Raw genomic sequence first — 22,919 nt, 5'->3', positions numbered from 1 at the left:
ACAGACGCGTTCTTCCCAAACCGGAAGGCTCAATATTCCTGAATTGACGATCTAGTTACCGCCAGAACACTTCTTCGTTTCGACGTTAAACGCACCACATGAGAATGGCTTCGACCAGCTAGAGAACAGTTTTGCCGATTCAGGTAAGTAACTCGACCAAGCATCACCCGCCACTAGTCCAGTGGTTTCCCAAACGATATCGAATTGACCATCGCCTTGGATTTCACCGATCAGGACTGGTTTAGTAATGTGGTGGTTTGGCAGCATGGTAGAGTAGCCGCCAGAAAGGTTAGGTACAGACACGCCAATCAAGGCATCTTGCACAGATTCAGGATCGGTTGTGCCCGCATTAGTGACCGCTTGAGCCCACATATTGAAGCCAACATAGTGCGCTTCCATTGGGTCATTGGTGACACGCTTTTCACTCTTGATGAACGACTGCCACGTTTCAACGAACTCTTCATTAGCTTCAGTATCAACACTCATGAAGTAGTTCCATGCCGCTAGATGACCAACCAATGGTTCTGTGTCCATGCCTGACAGTTCTTCTTCACCAACAGAGAATGCAATAACTGGGATGTCTTCAGATGAAATGCCTTGAGCGCCTAGCTCTTTATAGAAAGGTACGTTCGCATCGCCGTTTACAGTAGAAACCACAGCGGTTTTCTTGCCAGCTTCACCGAACTTTTTGATGTCTGAAACGATAGATTGCCAATCAGAGTGACCAAATGGCGTGTAGTTGATCATGATGTCTTCTTCTGCGACACCTTTATCTTTTAGGTAGGCTTCTAAGATCTTATTGGTTGTACGTGGATAAACGTAATCGGTACCTGCAAGTACCCAGCGCTCGACTTCAAGCTCTTCCATCAAGTAATCCACTGCTGGGATCGCTTGTTGGTTTGGCGCGGCACCGGTGTAGAAAACGTTTTTAGAAGACTCTTCACCTTCATACTGTACTGGGTAGAAAAGGATGCTGTTGAGTTCTTCAAAGACAGGTAGCATGGATTTACGTGATACCGACGTCCAACCACCGAACACCACATCCACTTTCTCTTTTTCGATAAGCTCACGCGCTTTCTCAGCAAATAGCGGCCAGTTTGACGCAGGGTCAACCACGACAGGCTCTAGCTTCTTACCAAGCAAACCGCCCTTTTTGTTCTGCTCTTCGATGAGCATTAGCACGGTATCTTTTAGCGTTGTCTCACTGATCGCCATGGTGCCAGAGAGTGAGTGTAGAACACCGACCTTGATGGTCTCATCAGCAGCAAACACTGTTGCAGAAGAAAATGAAAGTGTTGTACACAGTGCAGCTAGCGATAAATTGAACACCTTGTTCATGATATTACTCCATAATTGTATTTTTGTTATTCAATTACAGAGTTACAAGAAGAGTGCCAAACTTATAAACCAACGAAATTATTTATAAGTAATTGTATTAATAGAATTTAAAAGAAACTCACACCAATAGAGTGCATAGCAACCATGTAACTATGTTTCATACTGGTGCAGTGACGGTGGGAATGAACCAAGATGACACATTCCTGTTCTTCAGATACAAAAAAGACCCAACACTTTAGTATTGAGTCTCTGGTATAACATCACCGATGGTCGTTCAAACCATGTAGTTTAAGGCTATTCCGCAGGTTGAAATTCGAATTTTACTCTCGACTTTGATTTCAACTCGTTGCAATCACCGTTGCAAAAATAGCTCGCCGCACCACAGGCTTGAAGCTTCTCAAGTTGGCTGCTGCACTCAGGGCAAAACCCAACTTTAGTAAAGTGAGCCTGACAACTTTCACAATGATACTTGCCATCCCAAGCTAGCTCAGACTGGCACTTAGGGCAGATATTTTCACTCATTAGCATTTCCTAATTCACTACTATTTTTACAATCTACTACCGCTGAGACTTCGCTTGCTTGATTTGGTACATGTTCTTATCAGCTTGTGCGATCAACTGGTCTAATCCTTGAGGATCTTTCTCACAAGACAACCCAACACTCACTGAGAACTGCACATCATTGATATAAAGCGCTTGTTGCAGTGCTTTCTCTAAGCTGTGGTAGAAGCTAACAACGCTTTCTTGATCATCAAAGCAAGAGAACACCACAAACTCATCGCCACCATAACGGCCTATCTTGGCACATGCTGTGGTTGCCTCATCAAGAACTTCGGCAACCGCCAACAGCACATCGTCACCGAAACTGTGGCCATAGGTATCATTTATCGATTTGAACTTATCGACATCAACAAACAAACACGCCATCACCTTTTCAGAAAAGCATCGCTTGGCCAACACTTTCTCCGCTTCATTAAACAATGCGCGACGATTCAAGCAATGGGTTAAAGAATCTCGATTAGCGAAAAAGTTTAGCTGGTTCTCCAGCTCAAACTTCTCTAGTGCTACCGAATACAGGGAAGCCAGTAGCTCTAAGATCTCGAGCTCAAATTCATGTGGTTCAGAGATGTACTGACTATAAATAGCGAAGGTACCCAACACATTACCGCGTGACGAGATAATGGGGACCGACCAACAGGCATGCAAATTCGCTTGATTGGTGAGGGCCAGAAAAGGTGCCCAGTTTGGGTGTGCATTTATGTTGGAGATCATCACTGCTTTCTTAAGCGCAGCTGCCTCGCCACAAGAGCCTATCCCCGCACCAATTCCTACCCCTTCAATCTGTTGATTGTAAAAATCAGGCAGGTTTGGGGCATATTCAAGGTGTAACGTTTTAGACTCTGAGTTGAGCAGTAGAATTGAAGCCATGCGCTGCCCAAAAAGCTGCTCGGTAAGCTGAATAATCTTGTGATTTAAATCTTTGCGATCCATCCCAAGCGCAAGCTTCCGTAGCAAGCTATTGACGGCTCGATGACCTTCTAATAAAAATTGTTGTTCCATTCACTAAGGCTTTCAATTGTGTAATCGGGTACAACTTGTTCTTATGCAAGCTTGTTATTGGTTAATAATAACACACTAAATTAGTACGACACACAATCGAAGATCATAGGTTGATCTTTCGCTTTATCTATTTTGATCAGCGATCTACCCCAAAAAGAATATTTATATCACCACACACCGAAAGCATAAGTTACATGTGCTGCATTTCAATTTTAAACAGTCATTTATATTAAAAGTTACATGCAAAAACAAAACAAACAGCACAAGCCATTTCGATATGTAGTCTAGATCATCGAATTACATGCGTCAGCATTTCAATATGCTGGTCATCTAACTGGGTTAACTTAACGGACAATGCCTTAAGCTCTGAGGTGTTCTCAATGTGAGTACCACCACACGGAATAGACACTAAAGTGTCGGCATCCAACTGCCATTCCCAATAACGAGAGTCTGTTAATGCTTCGCCTTCCAGTCGCATTGCGACTGGCGTCGGCTCTGCAAGCCAGCCCGCAAGCATTTGGTTGATATCAGCTTCGATGTCATCAAGATTTGCTAGCATGTCTGCAACGTTCAAACCGCGCTTCTTCAGGGTTTTGCCTAAGCGATACTTATCGGTACACAGCTCTGGAGTCACAAAGCTCGTCACTTGTGCATAACTATTGAAGTCGTAACTGCCAAGCGGATCTTTTCTGTCCGCATCTTTACGCCAGTAGCTCTCAGCCAATACTTTATTCAAGGCTAGGAAAGCGATGTGGCCAGCACTGTGACCACGGCTCAAACTGGCTTGGTACTCTTTATCAACCGACAACACGACTTCGTCGTTAACCTTAATCATAGAAGCAGATGTAGGTAGCTGGTGGACAACAACAAACGCCCACCCTTCCGTATCACGCTTAACAGGGATATCTGCTGCGATATGAAGCTTGCCAGTAGATTGTTCTATAGCACCAACAAGGCAGTCTTCAACGGGAAATTGCACGTCACCAACATTCACAAAGCCTTGGTCTGCAGGATGATCGGGCCAAATATGACTCACTGGGTGGAAAGGTGTCACGTCGGTGATCAGGTAAGTTTTGCTGTCATCGCTTTCAACGTACTGCGCTTTAGCATTGAGCTGCCAAGCCTGATGACAAAATTGAGTGATGGTTGGTGTGATTGCTGACGCTGGTGTAATCAAATCGCTAGTAGTCATATCGTTCTTCTTTTGGAATCTAGTCTGATTCGTTAAGCCATGATGATAAAAACATATTGTTATGGCTTAACGTGAATTTTGCTTAAAAAAATACCCGAGACAGGCTCGGGTATCAAATCTATTGGAAAGGTTTACTTACGACCTTTAACCATGCTCATCATACGCTTACGTTTACGTTCTTGAGAAATTGTCAGCTTGTTTGTCTTAGCTTCAAATGGGTTCTCGCTGTTCTGGAATTGAATGCGAATAGGTGTACCCATGATTTCTAGTGAACGACGGTAGTAGTTCATCAAGAATCGTTTGTATGAATCTGGCAAGTTACGAACTTGGTTGCCGTGGATAACGATAATCGGTGGGTTGTAGCCACCAGCGTGCGCGTATTTCAGTTTCACACGACGGCCACGAACCATAGGCGGTTGGTGATCATCAGTCGCCATCTTCATGATACGAGTTAGCACAGAAGTACCAACACGAGTAGTCGCTGATTTGTAAGCTTCTTGTACAGACTCAAACAAGTGACCAACACCTGTACCGTGAAGTGCAGAGATAAAGTGAATACGTGCGAAATCAACGAAGCCTAAGCGACGGTCTAGCTCTTTCTTAACGCGTTCTTTAACGTCGTTATCTAGGCCATCCCACTTGTTTACGGCAATAACAATTGAACGACCAGCGTTCAACGCAAAGCCTAGCAAGCTTAGATCTTGATCAGAGATGTTTTCGCGAGCATCGATAAGCAGCAATACAACGTTAGCATCTTCAATCGCTTTCAGTGTTTTAACCACTGAGAACTTCTCTACCGTTTCGTTGATGTTTTTACGACGACGAACACCCGCAGTATCGATTAGAACGTATTCACGCTCGTCACGCTGCATTGGGATGTAGATAGAGTCACGAGTCGTACCTGGCATATCGTAAACAACCACACGCTCTTCACCAAGAATACGGTTCGTTAGCGTTGATTTACCTACGTTAGGACGGCCAATGATCGCTAGTTTGATCGGTTGATCTTGAAGACGCTTGAATTCTGCTTCAGCTTCTTCTTCTGTAAATTCAACCTGCTCTTCTTCTTCGTCTTCAAACTCAGTTAAGTCGCTTACTTCGCCATTCTCAGCTTTTAGCGCTTCTGCGAATGGGTTAAGAGCAAGGTCAATAAGTGCAGTAACACCACGACCATGCGCCGCAGCGATTTGGTACATGTCTTCTACACCTAGTTGCCAGAAGTCAGCACTTGCAGCATCAGGGTCGATACCATCAACCTTGTTTACTACTAGCATTGAAGGCTTTTCTAGTTGACGTAGGTGCTTAGCAATCGCCACGTCTGAAGGTGTTAGACCCGCACGGCCATCTACCATAAATAGAACGACATCAGCTTCATCAATCGCCGCTAGCGACTGTTCAGCCATTTTAGTTTCAACACCTTCTTCAGTACCGTCGATACCGCCAGTGTCAATAACAATAAAGTCATGCTCGCTAAAATGAGCATGACCGTATTTACGGTCACGCGTTAAGCCAGGGAAATCCGCAACCAATGCATCACGAGTTCGAGTCAATCGGTTAAATAACGTAGATTTACCTACGTTCGGACGCCCTACTAGAGCAACAACAGGTACCATAACAACCTCTACAATTTCTTCTCTAAATGTAGTTATAGGTAAGCACTTGTTCGCAAGTTTAAACTCTTACCTATAACCACACGGTTTATTAATTTTTAACAACAAAACGGCTCCTGGCTGTTACCAACCAGGAGCCGACTGTGAATTATATCACGCTTTTATTGGCTAATCGTTAGTTTCTTTACATCGCCATTGCGAGTCGTCACTAAGTAGCCTTCAGGCAGTTCAATTGGTGCAACCGCAAAGCCGCTATCATCGACAAGCTGTTGAGCAACAAACTCACCCGATGAACGATCCAACCAGTGCAGATAACCTTCAGTATCACCCACGACTACATAACCATTAATAATAGCAGGTGCTGTCAGTAAGCGGTTTTCTAACAATGGAGTGCTCCACAGTTCAGTACCACTACGCGCATCAACCGCAACCACATGGTCTTTGTCGGTAACAACGAACAAACGGCTACCATCACTTGCTAAATCAATCGCTGATGAGTAGTTACGTTTCCAAATTGGCTTACCAGAACGAAGGTCGATAGCAATCAGCTGACCATTGATACCTACGGTATACAGGGTGCCACCAAGAACAATTGGAGATGCATCAACATCAACCAAACGATCAATTTCCGTTGCACCTTTTGGTGTGCCTACTGGCTGTTGCCAAATAAGCTGACCACGATCAACGATAGCCGCAGCTAGACGACCATTTGCTGTACCCCAGAATACACCACCAGAAACTGCAACAGGCGAGCTATCGCCACGCAGTGTTAGGCTTGGTACTTCCGTACTGATGGTCCATTTTTGTTCACCGCTTGCTTGATCTAACGCGATCAACATACCGCGACTGGTATGAACAATGACCATGTTGCTATCAGTTGCTGGGGATGCAAGCACCTCGCCATTGACTGATACACGCCACAGCTCTTCACCGGTCGATTCTTCCAGTGCGATCACTTCGCCATTTTCAGAACCAACAAAAACTTTACCGTAAGCCGCCGTTAAGCCACCCGATAAACGAGCCAATACGTCTTTCTCAAGATCGACTTTCCACAGCGCTTTACCTGTATCAGGATCAAGCGCTTTAACCATACCTTCACGGCTTGCAACAAACACTTTGTCGTAAGCCAATTCTGGCGTTAGTTTTGAAAAGTAGTGACCAACACCATCACCAACCGACGTAGACCATTCCTGACTAGGAGTGAACTCGCTGTTTACCGTTGGGACTGGAGCCATGATTACGGTGTCTTCTTCACCCGCACAGCCAGCTAGTAGGCCAAGAGCAATCGCACACAACGCCGCTTTTGGAAACATCTTCTTCATTCAAAGCGCCTTATTTAGCTAGGTCGTCAAGTTTGATTTGAAGCGTTTGGCTAGCGTCAACAGCTTGCTGTGCTTCTGTGTAAGCACTGTATGCTGCGTCTGTGTCGCCTTTACGAAGTGAGATATCACCACGCAGTTCAGCGACACGGCCTTTCCAAGATTCGTCTGTCATAGCAGCAAGATCAGTCAGTGCTGCGTCAAATTCACCTTGCTCAGCTTTAATACGTGCAACACGGTAAGTAAGTAGTGGCGCAAGTGCCGCGTCCTTAGTTGCCGATTTTGCCCACTCGAGCTGTTCAAGTGCCGCCGCTAGATCGCCTGCTTGTACTTGTACTTTTGCTAGTTGCATAGCAGCAAGTACTGAGTACTCAGCATCTTTGTTTGCGTCGATGAAAGCTTGAATATCAGATTGAGCATCAACACCCTTAACATCAAGAGCTGAAATTACAGAGGTGTAGCTTTCTGAAGCTGCTTCACGCGCTTCAACTACTGAATCTTGGTAATAGCGCCAGCCAAATAGACCACCTAAACCAATAACCGCACCAAAGATTACGGCTTTACCGTTCTCTTTCCACCAATCTTTAATGGCTTCAACTTGTTGCTCTTCGCTATCGTAAAGTTCCACTTCCTGTCCTCTTTAATTCTTTAAACGCCAGCATAGTGCTGACGTTAGTATTCATTATGAGCGTTTGCTCAATGGCTAATTAGATTAGCGCAGCAACTTTCTCTGCAACTTCCGTTTGAGACACGGTTTCTTGCTCGCCGCCAACCAGATCTTTTAGCACAACTGTATTGTCAGCAACTTCGTTCTCACCAAGTACCAGCGCCACAACAGCACCTACTTTGTCAGCACGTTTGAATTGCTTCTTGAAGTTACCACCACCGAAGTGGTTCATTACACGCACGCCTTCAACGGTGTCGCGTAATTGATTCGCTAACTGCATGCCCGCGATCATAGTACCTTCGCCAGCAGCAACTACGTATACATCAACGCTACGACGAACTTCTGTTAGCTCTAGCGTTTCCATCATCAGAACCAGACGCTCTAGACCCATTGCGAAGCCAACTGCATTGGTTGCTTTGCCGCCTAGTTGCTCAACAAGACCATCGTAACGACCGCCGCCACATACTGTACCTTGAGCACCAAGGCTGTCTGTGATCCACTCAAATACAGTGCGGTTGTAGTAATCTAGGCCACGTACTAGACGCTCATTAACTTGGTATTCGATACCAACAGCGTCAAGAAGTTCACACAAACCAGCAAAATGTTGCTTCGATTCTTCACCTAGATATTCAGATAGTCGAGGTGCGTCACCTAAGATAGCTTGAACATCAGGGTTCTTAGTATCAAGTACACGTAGAGGGTTAGTGTGCATGCGACGTTTGCAGTCTTCGTCAAGCACATCAATATGTTGCTCAAGGAAAGCCACTAACGCAGTGCGGTAGCTTACGCGATCTTCTTGAGAACCGATTGAGTTCAGCTCTAGGCGAACGTGCTTATCGATACCTAGCTCACGCCATAGACGTGCTGTCATCATGATAAGTTCTGCGTCAACGTCTGGACCGTCTAGACCAAACACTTCAACACCACATTGGTGGAATTGACGGTAACGACCTTTTTGAGGACGCTCGTGACGGAACATAGGGCCCATGTACCATAGGCGCTGTTCATCACGGTTGATAAGGCTATTTTGAATACATGAACGAACACAACCTGCTGTGCCTTCTGGACGCAGCGTTAGGCTATCGCCATTGCGGTCGTCAAAGGTGTACATCTCTTTAGAAACAACGTCTGTCTCTTCACCAACTGCACGGCTAAATAGGTTTGTTTCTTCAACGATAGGCATACGTACTTCGTTGTAACCGTATGCGCTCACCACGCTTTTAACTGCGCTTTCTACTTTCTGCCACAGTGGTGATTGAGTTGGAAGGCAGTCGTTCATGCCTCGAATTGCTTGGATATTTTTAGCCACAGTATTTATTCCGTAATTTCTCACAACCAGGTGTTAGTGCGAATAGACAATCACACCCCATCGCGTTGTATTAATCTTCTAAGTTTTCTACATCAATGCGATTTGCTTTATCAAGCACTGACGCTTTTGCACGAATCTTAGCTTCAAGTTTGTCGACAAGGTCATCGTTGTCGAAGCGCTCTTTCTGACGCTTACCGTCTTCGTAGAAGGCACTCTTACGAGCACTACCGGCTAAACCTAAGTGAGACACTTCTGCTTCACCAGGGCCGTTAACCACACAACCGATGATTGACACATCCATTGGAGTAATCACGTCTTCTAAGCGTTCTTCAAGGGCATTAACGGTGTTAATAACATCGAACTCTTGACGAGAACAGCTCGGGCACGCAATGAAGTTGATGCCACGCGAACGAATGCGCAAAGATTTAAGAATATCAAAGCCAACTTTGATCTCTTCAACCGGATCAGCCGCTAGCGAGATACGCAGCGTATCGCCGATACCTTCAGAAAGAAGCATACCTAAACCTACCGCTGACTTCACAGAGCCAGCACGCGCACCACCCGCTTCGGTAATGCCAAGGTGAAGAGGTTGATCAATCTGCTTAGCCAGCAAACGGTAAGAACCGACTGCTAGGAATACATCAGACGCCTTAACGCTGACTTTGAATTGATCAAAGTTCAGACGGTCTAGGATATCTACGTGACGCATTGCTGATTCAACAAGCGCTTCTGCTGTAGGTTCTGTGTATTTCTCTTGGATCTCTTTCTCAAGAGAACCGCCGTTAACACCAATACGAATCGGAATATTCATATCACGTGCACAATCAACAACTGAGCGGATACGGCTTTCGTTACCGATGTTACCTGGGTTGATACGCAGACAGTCAACGCCGTATTCCGCCACTTTAAGTGCGATACGGTAGTCGAAGTGAATATCAGCAACCAAAGGAACAGAGACCTGCTGCTTGATTAGCTTAAAGGCTTCAGCTGCATCCATAGTCGGTACAGATACGCGAACGATATCAGCGCCAACTTTTTCCAGAGCTCTAATTTGAGCAACGGTCGCGGCTACATCTGTTGTTCTTGTGTTGGTCATGGATTGCACAGCAATTGGTGCACCATCACCGATCGGCACATCACCCACATAAATACGGGTTGATTTGCGACGAATAATAGGAGATTCGTGTTGCATATTAACTCTAAGGTAAGGTTATTCTAGCTACTTTGCCTGAAGTATACCCAGAAAGGTCGACAGGTTCACTTGCAAATGTCATTGATACGCCTTCTGGCGCACCTAGAATCACTTTATATGGCGCAGTTCCTGATAGATTTAACGACTGACCTGCTTTTTTGATGCCAGTCGACAAGGTTTTACCCGTTGCATCTTTTACTTGGATCCAGCAATCAGCGGTGAACTGCATGACTAGTTCGTTAGCCACAGCTTCAGGAGCCGTGCTAGCTTCAACCGTTTCTGCATTCGCAGCAGCTTCAGCAGTTGGTTCAGTCTCTGTTGTTTGTTGTGCAGAAGTTTCGTCAGCTGGAGTAACAGCATCTGAACTTTCTTCCGCATCGCTTATCGCAGCAAGGCCTTCAGCACCTTCAACAACAGAAGCACCCGCTTCGTTTTGTTCAGCTTCAATCACTTCTAAAGAGGTGAATTCAGGGGCAAGTGATTCTTCTACCGCTAGCTCTTCTGAGCTTTCAGTATTCGCTAAAGATTGAGATAGGGTGTCTTGCTGTTGGTTCTGCCACCACCAAAGTGAGGAGATACCCGCAATGACCGCAAAAATGCTCCAAGTCAGGATCATAATACGGCTGTTGTGCTTCTCGGTTTTGGTCTTACGAGAAAAACTCAGCATTTCTTGCTCTTGATGCTGAGCATCACCGGCATGATGCAGCGCACTCAATACGACTTTTTCGTCAAGATTGACGTATTTCGCGTATGAACGAATATAGCCACGCATAAACGTCGCCACTTGATCTGACTCGAATTGGTTTTCTTCAATTTGTTGGATCAGAGTAACGCGAAGTTTCAAGCGATCAGAAATCTGCTTTTGCGTTAAACCAAGAGATTCTCGTTTGTTCTTAAGCAGCGTTCCCGCTTCCAAAGCTGGAGCTACGTTTTCTTGCGCTTGTGTATCTTGTTCTGTGTTCATAGAGAGTGAACTTCTAAAGTATTATCGCAGGTTGAGGAGAGCGTTTTCTTATTGTCGTTTAAGCTCAATCTAACAACCCACGTTATGTGGAATTTTTCCTGCTATCTAAATCATCAACCCTTAAAGGCGAACATCATTCATTTATTATGGATGACCTTCTCAGGAAGCTAGTTTATCAAGTAGCCAACCTAAATAGACATATTGATGATCAGTAGCAAGCGAGCACTTAAATTAATTTAAGATTAGTTAATCATAAGCTAATGCCATTACAAGGCAAAAACACTTTAAACAAAATTTACCGTCAGCTCATGGTTTTGTCCAAAATTTGACGAAAAATGTAAGAAAGCGTGGGCAAGAAGTCGAAAAATCAAAAACTGCACCCCAGAAAAGCAACAAGCCAGAAGTAAGACTTCTGGCTTGTTTAGGTTCTAATCGCGTTTTATACCGCTTTTACTTCAATCACACCACCGGCAATCAAGTTCGCTTCAGAGGCTGCTTTAAGCATTTTAGTACGCTTGGTTCTATCAATCACATCACCGACTAACTGACCACACGCGGCATCAATATCATCACCACGAGTCTTACGAACGGTTACTGTGTAGTTGTATTCCATCAGCGTTTTTTGGAAGCGATCAATACGAGAGTTGCTTGGCTTCTTATAAGGCGACCCCGGGTAAGGGTTGAATGGAATCAAGTTGATCTTACAAGGCGTCTCTTTCATTAGCTCAGCAAGTTCACGTGCGTGGTCCATATCATCATTCACATGATCCAATAACACGTACTCAACCGTTACTTTACCGCGGTTAGCATTTGAAGATGCAATGTAACGACGAACAGATGCTAGGAAGTCTTGGATATCCCAACGGTCGTTGATCGGCATGATTTGGCTACGTAGTGCATCGTTTGGCGCATGTAGAGAAATAGCCAATGCGACATCGATGTTGTCTGTCATTTGGTCAAGGCCAGAAACAACACCAGAAGTTGATACGGTTACACGACGCTTAGACAGTGCGAAACCTAGATCATCAAGCATGATTTCTAATGATGGCATTAGGTTCTTCATGTTCAATAGAGGCTCGCCCATACCCATCATTACAACGTTAGTAATTGGACGACGACCGGTTTCTTTTTCTAGGCCGATTTCGCGAGATGCACGCCAGATTTGGCCAACAATCTCTGAAACTTTTAGGTTACGGTTGAAGCCTTGTTGAGCTGTAGAACAGAACTTACATTCAAGTGCACAACCAACCTGTGAAGATACACATAGCGTCGCACGGTCACCATCTGGGATGTATACCGTTTCAACGTCTTGGTCGCCAACGCTCATCGCCCATTTAATTGTGCCATCTGAAGAGTGTTGAGCTTCAGAAACAACAGGTGCAACAATCTCACAGCGACGTTGAAGTTTCTCACGTAACTTTTTGTTGATGTTATTCATTTGTTCGAAGTCATCGACACCGAAGTGATAAATCCACTTCATCACTTGCTCTGCTCGAAACGCTTTCTCATTCAGTTCTTCTGTGAAAAATTTACGAAGACCTTTACGATCAAAATCGAGTAGATTGACTTTAGCTGTGGTCATGATGCCTCTCAATGACGGAACAATAATTAAGGGCGCGAATTGTACAGGCTTTACGCAACTTCAACAAGCATTGTAAAACCCTGTGTTTATTAAGACATTCAAACTTAAGCGATTAAAATTTGAACAATTGTATTTATCGACCTGAGATTACCCAATTTAAACAAAGATTCCCGATTACACTCCTTCGTCGCTTTCGGGAATGACGTAAATAATCACCAATTGCTCGATAATATTTACCACGAGATGGTTGCTCCAAAGTTCCCCGTCATTCCAGAACTGAGGAACGAAGTATCTGGAATCTCCAATAACAAAAACAGATTCCCGATTACGCTCCTTCGTCGCTTTCGAGAATGACGACTAAATTGATTATCGAGAGCGTAAAATCCACTTACAAAAAAGGCCTCACCGAGGTGAAGCCTTTAGAATAATTTGCAGTGCCGATTATTGAGCTGGACGTGGGCAAATTTCAGATTCTGGGAAGAAGAATTCGATTTCGCGAGCTGCAGACTCAGGGCTGTCGCTGCCGTGTACTGAGTTGTAACGCATGCTGATTGCGTAGTCAGCACGGATAGTGCCACATGCCGCTTCTTCTGGGTTTGTTTTACCCATAAGCTCACGGTAACGAGCGATAGCGTTTTCGCCTTCAAGCACTTGAACCATGATAGGACCAGAAGTCATAAACTCTTTAAGAGCCGGGAAGAACTCTTTGCCTTCGTGTTCAGCGTAGAAGCCACTCGCTTGCTCTTCAGTAAGACGAACCATTTTAGCAGCAATAATTTCTAGGCCTGCTTTTTCGATACGGTGGTAGATTTCACCAACAAGGTTACGCTTAACTGCATCCGGCTTAACAATTGAGAACGTTCTTTCTAGAGCCATAGGGATTCCTTCACTTCATTTTTTTGTTATTAAATACTGAAATTACTGAGATCTTTCGATCTGAGCTTTATGAATGAGCGGCACAAAATACCGCTCACCCTTATTATTATTTTGCTTGGTCGATAAGAAGACGAGCCAGTGTGCGAACGCCCATACCCGTTGCGCCTGCCGCCCACTTGTCACTTGCTGACTTACGGTAAGTACCCGCGCAATCCATATGAATCCAACCTTTTTTGTAATCATCTACAAAGTAAGAAAGGAATGCCGCTGCTGTACTTGCACCCGGTGTGTAATCGCCTGTGCTGATGTTTGAAAGATCAGCAAAGTTTGAAGGCAACATACCACGGTGGAAATCAGCAAGAGGCAGTGGCCATAAGCCTTCTTTCTCTTGGTTTGCCGCTGTTAGCGCTTGGTGAGACAACTCATCATCGAAGCTTAATAGTGCGTGGTAGTCGTTACCTAATGCGTTTTTAGCCGCGCCTGTTAGCGTTGCACAGTCGATGATCAGCTCAGGGCTTTGTGCACTTGCGTACATCAGGCCATCAGCTAGCACTAAGCGACCTTCCGCATCAGTGTTCATGATCTCAACTGTTTTACCGTTTTTGTAGGTAATGATATCGCCAAGCTTCAATGCGCGACCAGAGATCATGTTCTCTGCGCAACATAGAATAAGCTTGATGCGCTTGTTAAGACCGCGTTCAATCGCAAGACCTAAACCACCAGTAATCGTTGCTGCGCCACCCATGTCAGCTTTCATCGCTGTCATGAATTGGCCTGGCTTGATACTGTAACCGCCCGAATCGAACGTAATACCTTTACCGACTAAACAAGCAAATACAGGTGCGTTTTCATCGCCTGTTGGGTTGAAGTCCAGTTGCAGCATTGCTGATGTACGCTCAGAGCCACGGCCGACCGCGTAGATGCCTTCCCAACCTTCGGTTAGTAGATCCTTGTCTTTAACAATCTTCGCTTTAACAGTGCCCGCTGGTGCCACTGACTTGATGTATTCTGCAGCCATTGTCGCAAGTTGACGAGGTGCCACTTCTTCAGCGGTTTTATTGATAATGTCACGCGTCCAGTCAGTTGCGCGAATACGAGCTTCAAGCTCAGTTTGATCGGCTTCTGAAAGTGCATCCCATTCCAATGCATTCTTTTTCTTTGGTCCACGGTAGCCTTGGTAGAAAGCCCAAACGCTTTCTAGATCCCAACCTTCACCACGAAGTGAAACGAATGCGATACCTTGTCCGTCAAGCGTACGACCCGCACGTTGAACTGCGCCTAGATCGTGGCCTTCACCAATGTGAATTGTCGCTCCCGCTTCTGAGAACGATAAAATAGCTCTTGCTCCCCACTGAGGCTGGGCAGCTTCTTGACTTAAAAATACTGACATCTGTGTAGACATGATTTCTCCTTGTCATGAACCACTTCGAGAGTGTGATTCTGATTATTTTTTATTAGCGCACTGATGTTAGCATTATGTAGGAGGAAAATGTCATTTTGATAAAAAAACGGACCATAAGGTCCGCTTTTTTTAGTAAGAATTGTTAACTTGGCTGCGTTTTATATTGGACTGATGCCAACCCGCGACCAAATCATCAGATAAGAGGATTAATCCATCTCATCCATCCAGCACAAAATAATAGCCTCTAAGATTTTTTCATTCGAGTGGTTAGGCTCGTCATCAAACTCTTCAAGGTCTAGCACCCATTGATGCAGATCGGTAAAACGTACCGTTTTAGGATCAGTATCAGGGTACAAATCACATAGCTCAATTGCGATGTCTCGCGAATCAATCCACTTCAAGCTCATAACACTTCCTTATATTTATTAGCGACGCTCTGTCACCTTTATGATCTATATTCTAGGCCAGTTTTCTTAGTATGATTGTCTAAGCAATAACTCTCTCAGTCATCGCTGTATTAGCCATGACTGAGAACAGGTTCTTAATGGTCTTCAGAAGCCAGGTTCAACGTGTACTTTGGAATCTCTACAACAAGATCCGTATCAGCCACTTTAGCTTGGCAACCCAAGCGAGATTCCATCTCTAAGCCCCATGCTTTATCTAGCATGTCGTCTTCTAGATCATCACTCTCTTCTAAAGAATCAAAACCTTCACGAATCACAACGTGACATGTTGTACATGCGCACGATTTCTCACATGCGTGTTCAATACCAATACCGGCCTTCAGTGCAACATCAAGAACCGTCTCACCAGTTTTTGCTTCTAAAACAGCGCCTTCTGGACATAGATCTTCGTGAGGTAAAACAATAATCTTTGGCATGTTTATCTATTCTCTAACTATTAAATATTATCGACTGACTGACCTGACAGTGCAGCACGAATTGATTTATCCATACGACGAGAAGCAAAGTCTTGGCTCGCTTTGTCGGTATTCTTAATTTCTAGTTCAATAGCATCAGCGTTGTCGCCATTACGCACTTCAATCAGTGCTTCAATCGCTTGAACAAGTTGTTGTTTGCCTTGCTCATCAAGTAGCTCGTCACCGTCGGCTTGCATTGCAGCGATAAGGCCTTCGATAACGCGATCCGCTTCTACGCGTTGCTCAGCAAGAGCACGCGCTTGCATGTCTTCTTTTGCAAACGTCATCGAATCTTTCAGCATGCTAGCCACTTCGTTGTCGCTTAGACCGTAAGAAGGCTTAACTTGGATTTCAGCTTGAACGCCAGTGCTCTTCTCCATTGCGGTAACCGATAGCAGGCCATCAGCATCCACTTGGTAAGTAACACGAATATGAGCAGCACCTGCAGTCATCGGCGGGATGCCTTTCAGAGCAAATCTAGCCAGTGAACGACAGTCATCAACCATCTCACGCTCGCCTTGCACGGTGTGTACTGTCATTGCAGTTTGACCGTCTTTGAACGTGGTAAACTCTTGTGCACGAGCAACTGGGATCGTGGTATTACGAGGGATGATCTTTTCGACTAAGCCACCCATGGTTTCGATACCCAGTGACAGAGGGATAACATCCAATAGCAGCATCTCAGAGTCAGGCTTGTTGCCAACTAAGATATCCGCTTGAATCGATGCGCCAATCGCAACCACTTCATCAGGGTTAATACTGGTTAATGGAGTACGACCAAAGAAGCCACCGACCATTTCACGAACAAGTAAGGTACGAGTTGAACCACCTACCATCACGACTTCTAGTACTTCATCCGCGTCAACTTCCGCATCTTTCAGTGCTCGGCGGCACGAAAGCAGCGTTTTCTTAACTAGTGGCTTGATGATCTCTTCGAACTCTTCACGAGTTAAAGAGCCAGACCAACCTAGTGCTTCAACATTAACGCTTTCAGCTTCAGATAAGCCAATCTTCGCTTCTGTTGCTGCGTCTAGAAGAATACGGTTCTGTTCTGCTGTCAGCTCTAACAAGCCCATTTGCTCTTGGAAATGATCCGCAATTAAATGGTCAAAGTCATCGCCGCCTAATGCAGAGTCACCACCGGTTGCTAAAACTTCGAAGACACCTTTAGACAGGCGTAGGATAGAGATATCAAACGTACCACCGCCTAAGTCATAAACAGCGATTACCCCTTCTTTACCTGAATCCAAGCCATAAGCAATCGCGGCTGCAGTGGGTTCATTAAGAAGACGTAACACATGAAGACCAGCAAGTTGCGCTGCGTCTTTGGTACCTGCACGTTGTGCATCATCAAAGTACGCAGGGACGGTAATCACGGCACCAGCCAATTCACCACCTAACGTCGACTCAGCACGTTGACCGAGTGCACGAAGAATATCTGCAGATACTTGAATTGGGTTCTTATTTCCTTGCGCTGTGTTAATCACAGGCAGGCCATTATCACTTTCTTCAAACTGATATGGCAGAGATGGGTATCGCTGTTGAATATCTGACAGTGAACGACCGATTAATCGCTTAACTGAGATAATGGTATTTTTAGGATCAGTTTGTGCATTTACACGCGCTTCATCACCAGTGGTGTACGACTCTGACTGATAGTGAACAACGGAAGGGAGAATACTGCGACCTTGTTGATCAACAAGCGTGCTTGCCTCACCACTGCGCACTGACGCAACCAATGAGTTTGTTGTACCTAAATCAATACCCACTGCAAGCTTGTGCTGGTGAGGAGCGGCGCTTTGCCCTGGTTCTGCAATCTGAAGTAGTGCCATGGATGTGTCCTTGTTATACGAACTAGCCGATCAAACGATCTTCAACTAACTCGATTTCATTCTTTAATTTTGCAATAAACTTAAGCTTTCTTACTCGGTCTGCAGCTTCTAACCAAGCTTCGCTGTCGAGTTCTTGTTGGATAGCGCTTAATTGTTGTTTATACATTTTGCTAACCTTTCCTTCAAATGCAAACAAAGCATCTTCAGGATCAGAACTGTCGGCGATATCTTCCAGCTCTTCACGCAATTCCATTTGCTCCATCAGGAACATAGGATCTTGCATAGTCTGCTGCTCACCACGAATATCCTCACCATGTTGAACTAACAGGTATTCAGCGCGGCTGACTGGATTTTTCAACACCTGGTACGCATCATTGATTTGCGCAGCTTTTTGCACAGCCAGCAAGCGATCTCGCTCAGAAGCCGTGGCAAATTTATCAGGGTGGAATTGGCGTTGCAGATCTCTAAACTGAGAAGAAAGAAGGCTACCATCCAGTTGAAACTGAAGTGGTAGCCCAAATAATTCGAAATGATTCATGTAACGGTGGTCCTAAGTTTAGGCTCTTTACTTAGAGCCTAATTTTATTCTTCGCTCATTATAAACTCTCAACGATTGAGGCGTTTATACATTGAAGCTCTCACCACAACCACATTCGCCTTTCGCGTTAGGGTTGTTGAATTCAAAACCTTCGTTTAGGCCTTCTTTTACGTAATCAAGCTCAGTACCGTCTAGGTAAACTAGGCTCTTTGGATCAATGATGACCTTAACACCTGAATGCTCGAACACTTCGTCTTCTTCGTTGAGCTCGTCAACGAATTCCAGTACATAAGCCATACCCGAACAGCCAGTAGTTTTTACCGCTAAGCGCAACCCGATACCTTTACCTCGGTTATCTAGGAAAGCTTGAACTCGGCTTGCTGCCGTATCTGTCATGGTGATGGCCATACTACAACCTTGTGTTTTATATAAATTGAGAACTCAGGGGGAGCACAAAGGGTGCTCCCAAATATTACTTTTTTGAAGTGATTACGTTGTAGAAACGATTAGTGCTTCTTTTTGTAATCCGCAACCGCTGCTTTGATTGCATCTTCAGCAAGAATTGAACAGTGAACTTTCACTGGTGGCAACTCTAGCTCTTCTGCGATTTCAGAGTTTTTAATAGCAGCTGCTTCATCAATACTTTTACCTTTAACCCACTCAGTGACTAGTGAGCTAGAAGCGATTGCGCTACCGCAACCGTAAGTCTTGAATTTTGCGTCTTCAATAATACCTTCTGCAGATACTTTGATTTGCAGTTTCATTACGTCACCACAAGCTGGTGCGCCAACCATGCCGCTACCTACACTTGGATCTTCTTTATCAAACGAACCTACGTTACGTGGGTTTTCGTAGTGATCAATTACTTTTTCGCTATATGCCATGATAGTTACCTCGAATCCTCTATTTTCGTGAGATTAGTGATGAGCCCACTCAACAGTGTTCAAATCAATCCCTTCTTTATACATATCCCATAGAGGAGACATGTCGCGTAATTTATTTACTGCTACACGGATTTGTGCAATCGCGTAGTCGATTTCTTCTTCCGTAGTGAAACGGCCGAATGAAAAACGTACTGAGCTGTGTGCCAGTTCATCGTTTAAGCCAAGAGCGCGTAAAACGTATGAAGGCTCAAGACTCGCTGATGTACATGCAGAACCTGATGATACCGCTAAGTCTTTTAAAGACATAAGCAGAGATTCACCTTCAACGAAAGCAAAGCTCACGTTTAGGTTATGTGGTACACGTTGATCTAAGTCGCCATTTACCGTTACTGCTTCTAGATCTTGAACCCCTTTCAATAGACGCTCGCGAAGTGCTAGTGCGTGGTCATAATCTTTCTGCATGTCTTGTTTAGCGACAGCAAAAGCTTCACCCATACCCACGATTTGGTGAGTAGCAAGCGTACCAGAACGGAAACCACGTTCGTGACCTCCACCGTGCATCTGTGCTTCAAGACGAATACGTGGCTTGCGACGAACGTACAAAGCACCAATGCCTTTAGGGCCGTATGCTTTGTGTGCAGAAAGAGAGATAAGGTCAACTTTCATCTCTTTTACATCTAGTGGGATTTTACCCGCAGACTGAGCCGCATCAACGTGGAAGATGATCTTGCGTGAACGACATAATTCGCCGATTGCAGAGATATCTTGGATTACACCAATCTCGTTGTTTACGTGCATGATAGAAACAAGAACCGTATCTTCACGCATTGCTGCTTGTAGCTTGTCTAAATCAATGATGCCGTTTGCTTCAGGCTCAAGGTAAGTCACCTCAAAACCTTCACGCTCTAGTTGGCGACATGGATCAAGAACCGCTTTATGTTCTGTTTTACACGTGATTACGTGCTTACCTTTCTTCTCGTAAAAGTGCGCTGCACCTTTGATAGCAAGGTTGTCTGACTCTGTAGCACCTGACGTGAAAACAATCTCACGTGGGTCTGCATTTAGTAGATCGGCAATTTGCTCACGAGCATTATCTACTGATTCTTCTGCCTGCCAGCCGTAACGGTGTGAACGAGATGCAGGGTTACCGAAGTTACCGTCCATCGTCATGCACTGAACCATTTTTTCAGCAACACGTGGATCGACTGGGCATGTAGCTGAATAGTCAAAGTAAATAGGCAGTTTCATTTTCTACTCCAATGTAAAAACTGACCGCTAAGAGCGGGCATTAACACCGTGAGGTGCTGCACTAATCGTTGTAGTGCTCGTATTTTTATGTGCAAAACCATTATTAACCGCAAGATCGATATCTTGACGATCAGAAATCTCTAAAACTTCGTTATCTTTCATTAGCTCACCGAGCGTAATGTCATTTAAGAAGCTGCTGATTCGGGAGCTTAAATCACGCCAAAGAGTGTGAGTTAAACAACGACTACCACCTTGGCAATCTGCTCGACCGTGACACTTAGTTGCATCAACTGATTCGTCTACTGCAGCAATTACAGTTCCGACAGCGATGTCGCTCGCTTCAGCACCTAAACGGTAACCACCGCCAGGACCACGAACACTAGCAACTAAGCCAGCTTTACGTAACTTAGAAAATAGCTGTTCTAAGTAAGATAATGAGATGCCCTGTCGCTCTGAAATATCAGCCAGAGGAACTGGGCTTTTTTGCGAATGCAGTGCTACATCTAGCATAGCTGTTACCGCATATCTTCCTTTAGATGTAAGTTTCATATCACACCGAATCCACATTGTTTATGTGGTTGGAATCTTCCCATACCTGACTAAATTGGTCAAGTATTTAGTTGACTATTTTAGTCAAGTATTCACCCTTAGGGTTTGTGTGGTTTTTATTTGTCGTTTTTGCTCTTCTCAATTGAAGTCAAAATGCCGCGTAGAGTGTTGATCTCTTGCAACTCTGGACGAGCTCGACTGAACAGACGACGTAGTTTATTCATCACCTGACCTGGCTTATCCTTAGAGATAAATTGGGTATCAATGATCACTTTTTCAAGGTGCTCATAGAACATTTCTAGTTCTTCGTGACGAGGGTACTCATCTTGTTGCTGTGGCTGATATTGGCTAGCGACCATATCAAGGTGAGCTACACGCACTTCGTAGCTCAGAGTCTGCACTGCCATTGCTAGGTTTAGCGAGCTGTATTCAGGGTTAGCTGGGATACATACATGGAAGTGGCACTTCTGAAGCTCATCGTTAGTCAAGCCAGTACGCTCACGACCAAAGACTAATGCTACTGGGTGCTTCTGACCTTCAACCGCAAACTTTTCACCACACTCGCGAGGCTCAAGCATTGGCCATTCAAGCGTACGAGAACGAGCACTTGAACCCACAACCAAACCACAGTCTCTTACTGCTTCTTCAAGAGTAGAAACAATAGTCGCGTTTTCTGCGATGTCACCTGCACCAGCAGCCAGTGCTAAGGTCTGCTCGTCAACTTCACATTGAGGGTCTACAAGAACTAATTGACTCAAACCCATCACTTTCATTGCGCGAGCTGCTGATCCGATATTTCCCGAATGAGACGTACCAACCAGAACGACTTTTACATTGTCTAACATGCTATATGACACCACTTTAAAAATAATCGCGAGATATTAACACATAGCAAAGTAAAATGGTCAGACCCTTCGCGGAATGTGAAACCAAGAGTTCAAAAAATAACCACTTCCCTTTTGGTAAAACTTTGGTATACTCGCCGCCGCTTTAAATTGTTCTTTAACATCTTGTGGGAAAAACCATATGCATCCAATGCTAAACATTGCGATACGCGCTGCGCGTAAAGCTGGCAACCATATTGCTAAATCTCTAGAAACAACTGATAAGATCGAAACGTCTCTAAAAGGTAACAACGATTACGTTACTAACATTGCTCAAGAAGCTGAGTACATGATCATTGAGACAATCAAAGCATCTTACCCAGAGCACAGCATTATTTCTGAAGAGAAAGGCCTGACTGAAGGTAAAGACTCTGATGTACAATGGATCGTTGACCCACTGGATGGCACCAACAACTTTGTAAAAGGTTTCCCTCACTTCTCTGTATCTATCGCTGTTCGCATGAACGGTCGTACAGAAGTTGCTTGTGTTTATGACCCAATGCTAAACGAGCTATTCACAGCTCAACGTGGCGCTGGCGCTCAACTTAACAACGCTCGTATGCGTGTTACTCAACTAAAAGACCTTCAAGGTACTGTTCTAGCGACTGGTTTCCCATTCAAGCAAAAACAACACTCTGAATCTTTCATGAAGATCATCTCTGGTCTATTCATCGACTGTGCTGATTTCCGTCGTACAGGTTCTCCTGCTCTTGACCTATGTTACCTAGCAGCTGGCCGTGTTGATGGTTACCTAGAACTTGGCCTTAAGCCATGGGATCTAGCAGCTGGCGATCTAATCGCTCGTGAAGCTGGTGCTATCATGACTGACTTTGCTGGCGGTACTGATTACATGACTTCTGGTAATGTTGTTGCTTCAAGCGCACGTGGTGTTAAGTCTATTCTTAAGCACGTTCGTGAGAACGCTAACGAAGGTATGCTGAAGTAATTCAGACCTTACGTTAACGCTCCCTATTTTAAGGGCGCATAAAAATTCCAAAGCCTCGCTATATAGCTATAGCGAGGCTTTTTTGTATCTGCGATACGAGATACGAGA

Annotated in this window: 23 protein-coding genes; 1 reads left to right on the top strand and 22 read right to left on the bottom strand. The window is 44.8% G+C overall.

The window, feature by feature from the left end:
- Window positions 1–51 precede the first annotated feature (51 nt).
- From urtA to trmJ, 22 genes are all read right to left on the bottom strand, one after another.
- Window positions 52–1,338 (bottom strand): urea ABC transporter substrate-binding protein, encoded by a 1,287-nt coding sequence (gene urtA, locus AB4517_RS15605; protein WP_017069306.1) that lies wholly within the window; start codon window positions 1,336–1,338, stop codon window positions 52–54.
- Window positions 1,339–1,632: 294 nt separating this feature from the next.
- Window positions 1,633–1,860: a zinc ribbon domain-containing protein gene (locus tag AB4517_RS15600; protein ID WP_017056199.1), complete on the bottom strand. Its 228-nt coding sequence runs from the start codon at window positions 1,858–1,860 to the stop codon at window positions 1,633–1,635.
- Window positions 1,861–1,896: 36 nt separating this feature from the next.
- Window positions 1,897–2,898 carry a sensor domain-containing diguanylate cyclase gene (locus AB4517_RS15595; protein ID WP_372148637.1) on the bottom strand — a complete coding sequence of 334 codons (1,002 nt, stop codon included), beginning with the start codon at window positions 2,896–2,898 and terminating at the stop codon, window positions 1,897–1,899.
- Between the two features lie 289 nt (window positions 2,899–3,187).
- A complete protein-coding gene (locus tag AB4517_RS15590) occupies window positions 3,188–4,090 on the bottom strand; it encodes an alanyl-tRNA editing protein (protein ID WP_372148634.1) in 903 nt (300 codons plus the stop codon).
- A 131-nt stretch (window positions 4,091–4,221) separates the two neighbouring features.
- Complete coding sequence (der, locus tag AB4517_RS15585) at window positions 4,222–5,703, bottom strand: ribosome biogenesis GTPase Der (RefSeq protein ID WP_017062511.1); 1,482 nt, start codon at window positions 5,701–5,703, stop codon at window positions 4,222–4,224.
- Between the two features lie 158 nt (window positions 5,704–5,861).
- Window positions 5,862–7,022 (bottom strand): outer membrane protein assembly factor BamB, encoded by a 1,161-nt coding sequence (bamB, locus tag AB4517_RS15580; RefSeq protein WP_017062512.1) that lies wholly within the window; start codon window positions 7,020–7,022, stop codon window positions 5,862–5,864.
- A gap of 10 nt (window positions 7,023–7,032) precedes the next feature.
- Window positions 7,033–7,647 carry a YfgM family protein gene (locus AB4517_RS15575; RefSeq protein WP_017062513.1) on the bottom strand — a complete coding sequence of 205 codons (615 nt, stop codon included), beginning with the start codon at window positions 7,645–7,647 and terminating at the stop codon, window positions 7,033–7,035.
- Window positions 7,648–7,726: 79 nt separating this feature from the next.
- On the bottom strand, window positions 7,727–8,995 hold the full coding sequence (gene hisS / locus AB4517_RS15570) for a histidine--tRNA ligase (RefSeq protein WP_004735105.1): 1,269 nt from the start codon (window positions 8,993–8,995) through the stop codon (window positions 7,727–7,729).
- Between the two features lie 70 nt (window positions 8,996–9,065).
- Window positions 9,066–10,187: a flavodoxin-dependent (E)-4-hydroxy-3-methylbut-2-enyl-diphosphate synthase gene (gene ispG / locus AB4517_RS15565; RefSeq protein WP_009848294.1), complete on the bottom strand. Its 1,122-nt coding sequence runs from the start codon at window positions 10,185–10,187 to the stop codon at window positions 9,066–9,068.
- A 7-nt stretch (window positions 10,188–10,194) separates the two neighbouring features.
- Window positions 10,195–11,151: a cytoskeleton protein RodZ gene (gene rodZ / locus AB4517_RS15560; protein ID WP_017062515.1), complete on the bottom strand. Its 957-nt coding sequence runs from the start codon at window positions 11,149–11,151 to the stop codon at window positions 10,195–10,197.
- A 439-nt stretch (window positions 11,152–11,590) separates the two neighbouring features.
- Window positions 11,591–12,733, bottom strand: a complete 1,143-nt coding sequence (locus AB4517_RS15555; RefSeq protein ID WP_017062516.1) for a bifunctional tRNA (adenosine(37)-C2)-methyltransferase TrmG/ribosomal RNA large subunit methyltransferase RlmN — start codon at window positions 12,731–12,733, stop codon at window positions 11,591–11,593.
- A 441-nt stretch (window positions 12,734–13,174) separates the two neighbouring features.
- On the bottom strand, window positions 13,175–13,609 hold the full coding sequence (gene ndk / locus AB4517_RS15550) for a nucleoside-diphosphate kinase (protein ID WP_016797173.1): 435 nt from the start codon (window positions 13,607–13,609) through the stop codon (window positions 13,175–13,177).
- Window positions 13,610–13,715: 106 nt separating this feature from the next.
- On the bottom strand, window positions 13,716–15,011 hold the full coding sequence (pepB, locus tag AB4517_RS15545; protein ID WP_017062517.1) for an aminopeptidase PepB: 1,296 nt from the start codon (window positions 15,009–15,011) through the stop codon (window positions 13,716–13,718).
- A gap of 206 nt (window positions 15,012–15,217) precedes the next feature.
- Entirely contained in the window at window positions 15,218–15,418 is a 201-nt protein-coding gene (gene iscX, locus AB4517_RS15540) for a Fe-S cluster assembly protein IscX (RefSeq protein WP_004740335.1), read from the bottom strand.
- Between the two features lie 134 nt (window positions 15,419–15,552).
- Window positions 15,553–15,891, bottom strand: a complete 339-nt coding sequence (gene fdx, locus AB4517_RS15535; RefSeq protein WP_010440525.1) for an ISC system 2Fe-2S type ferredoxin — start codon at window positions 15,889–15,891, stop codon at window positions 15,553–15,555.
- A 20-nt stretch (window positions 15,892–15,911) separates the two neighbouring features.
- Window positions 15,912–17,762: a Fe-S protein assembly chaperone HscA gene (gene hscA, locus AB4517_RS15530; protein WP_017062518.1), complete on the bottom strand. Its 1,851-nt coding sequence runs from the start codon at window positions 17,760–17,762 to the stop codon at window positions 15,912–15,914.
- Window positions 17,763–17,784: 22 nt separating this feature from the next.
- On the bottom strand, window positions 17,785–18,300 hold the full coding sequence (gene hscB, locus AB4517_RS15525) for a co-chaperone HscB (protein ID WP_010440522.1): 516 nt from the start codon (window positions 18,298–18,300) through the stop codon (window positions 17,785–17,787).
- Between the two features lie 84 nt (window positions 18,301–18,384).
- Window positions 18,385–18,708 carry an iron-sulfur cluster assembly protein IscA gene (gene iscA / locus AB4517_RS15520; protein WP_010440519.1) on the bottom strand — a complete coding sequence of 108 codons (324 nt, stop codon included), beginning with the start codon at window positions 18,706–18,708 and terminating at the stop codon, window positions 18,385–18,387.
- A 98-nt stretch (window positions 18,709–18,806) separates the two neighbouring features.
- Window positions 18,807–19,184 (bottom strand): Fe-S cluster assembly scaffold IscU, encoded by a 378-nt coding sequence (iscU, locus tag AB4517_RS15515; RefSeq protein WP_004735094.1) that lies wholly within the window; start codon window positions 19,182–19,184, stop codon window positions 18,807–18,809.
- Window positions 19,185–19,217: 33 nt separating this feature from the next.
- The gene (locus AB4517_RS15510; RefSeq protein WP_010440514.1) at window positions 19,218–20,432 is read right to left on the bottom strand and encodes an IscS subfamily cysteine desulfurase; all 1,215 of its coding nucleotides are present in this window, start codon (window positions 20,430–20,432) and stop codon (window positions 19,218–19,220) included.
- A 27-nt stretch (window positions 20,433–20,459) separates the two neighbouring features.
- The gene (gene iscR, locus AB4517_RS15505) at window positions 20,460–20,981 is read right to left on the bottom strand and encodes a Fe-S cluster assembly transcriptional regulator IscR (RefSeq protein ID WP_010440512.1); all 522 of its coding nucleotides are present in this window, start codon (window positions 20,979–20,981) and stop codon (window positions 20,460–20,462) included.
- 116 nt (window positions 20,982–21,097) lie between these two features.
- Window positions 21,098–21,826, bottom strand: a complete 729-nt coding sequence (gene trmJ, locus AB4517_RS15500) for a tRNA (cytosine(32)/uridine(32)-2'-O)-methyltransferase TrmJ (RefSeq protein ID WP_372148631.1) — start codon at window positions 21,824–21,826, stop codon at window positions 21,098–21,100.
- 181 nt (window positions 21,827–22,007) lie between these two features.
- Between trmJ and suhB the strand changes: the two genes are divergently transcribed.
- Window positions 22,008–22,811 carry an inositol-1-monophosphatase gene (gene suhB, locus AB4517_RS15495; protein ID WP_017062520.1) on the top strand — a complete coding sequence of 268 codons (804 nt, stop codon included), beginning with the start codon at window positions 22,008–22,010 and terminating at the stop codon, window positions 22,809–22,811.
- Window positions 22,812–22,919: the final 108 nt, after the last annotated feature.

This window comes from Vibrio sp. 10N.222.52.C3 (assembly GCF_041474195.1).
Lineage (GTDB): Bacteria > Pseudomonadota > Gammaproteobacteria > Enterobacterales > Vibrionaceae > Vibrio > Vibrio crassostreae_C.
Note: the sequence above shows the minus strand (reverse complement) of the source record. Positions and strands in the feature narration are given on the sequence as shown.

Coding starts and splice junctions, on each gene's coding strand:
- AB4517_RS15590 (WP_372148634.1), bottom strand. CDS start 4,090: ATGACTACTAGCGATTTGATTACACCAGCGTCAGCAATCACACCAACC.
- ndk (WP_016797173.1), bottom strand. CDS start 13,609: ATGGCTCTAGAAAGAACGTTCTCAATTGTTAAGCCGGATGCAGTTAAG.
- AB4517_RS15595 (WP_372148637.1), bottom strand. CDS start 2,898: ATGGAACAACAATTTTTATTAGAAGGTCATCGAGCCGTCAATAGCTTG.
- fdx (WP_010440525.1), bottom strand. CDS start 15,891: ATGCCAAAGATTATTGTTTTACCTCACGAAGATCTATGTCCAGAAGGC.
- bamB (WP_017062512.1), bottom strand. CDS start 7,022: ATGAAGAAGATGTTTCCAAAAGCGGCGTTGTGTGCGATTGCTCTTGGC.
- iscX (WP_004740335.1), bottom strand. CDS start 15,418: ATGAGCTTGAAGTGGATTGATTCGCGAGACATCGCAATTGAGCTATGT.
- iscU (WP_004735094.1), bottom strand. CDS start 19,184: ATGGCATATAGCGAAAAAGTAATTGATCACTACGAAAACCCACGTAAC.
- iscA (WP_010440519.1), bottom strand. CDS start 18,708: ATGGCCATCACCATGACAGATACGGCAGCAAGCCGAGTTCAAGCTTTC.
- urtA (WP_017069306.1), bottom strand. CDS start 1,338: ATGAACAAGGTGTTCAATTTATCGCTAGCTGCACTGTGTACAACACTT.
- iscR (WP_010440512.1), bottom strand. CDS start 20,981: ATGAAACTTACATCTAAAGGAAGATATGCGGTAACAGCTATGCTAGAT.
- AB4517_RS15600 (WP_017056199.1), bottom strand. CDS start 1,860: ATGAGTGAAAATATCTGCCCTAAGTGCCAGTCTGAGCTAGCTTGGGAT.
- AB4517_RS15555 (WP_017062516.1), bottom strand. CDS start 12,733: ATGACCACAGCTAAAGTCAATCTACTCGATTTTGATCGTAAAGGTCTT.
- pepB (WP_017062517.1), bottom strand. CDS start 15,011: ATGTCTACACAGATGTCAGTATTTTTAAGTCAAGAAGCTGCCCAGCCT.
- hscB (WP_010440522.1), bottom strand. CDS start 18,300: ATGAATCATTTCGAATTATTTGGGCTACCACTTCAGTTTCAACTGGAT.
- suhB (WP_017062520.1), top strand. CDS start 22,008: ATGCATCCAATGCTAAACATTGCGATACGCGCTGCGCGTAAAGCTGGC.
- rodZ (WP_017062515.1), bottom strand. CDS start 11,151: ATGAACACAGAACAAGATACACAAGCGCAAGAAAACGTAGCTCCAGCT.
- hscA (WP_017062518.1), bottom strand. CDS start 17,762: ATGGCACTACTTCAGATTGCAGAACCAGGGCAAAGCGCCGCTCCTCAC.
- trmJ (WP_372148631.1), bottom strand. CDS start 21,826: ATGTTAGACAATGTAAAAGTCGTTCTGGTTGGTACGTCTCATTCGGGA.
- AB4517_RS15510 (WP_010440514.1), bottom strand. CDS start 20,432: ATGAAACTGCCTATTTACTTTGACTATTCAGCTACATGCCCAGTCGAT.
- ispG (WP_009848294.1), bottom strand. CDS start 10,187: ATGCAACACGAATCTCCTATTATTCGTCGCAAATCAACCCGTATTTAT.
- der (WP_017062511.1), bottom strand. CDS start 5,703: ATGGTACCTGTTGTTGCTCTAGTAGGGCGTCCGAACGTAGGTAAATCT.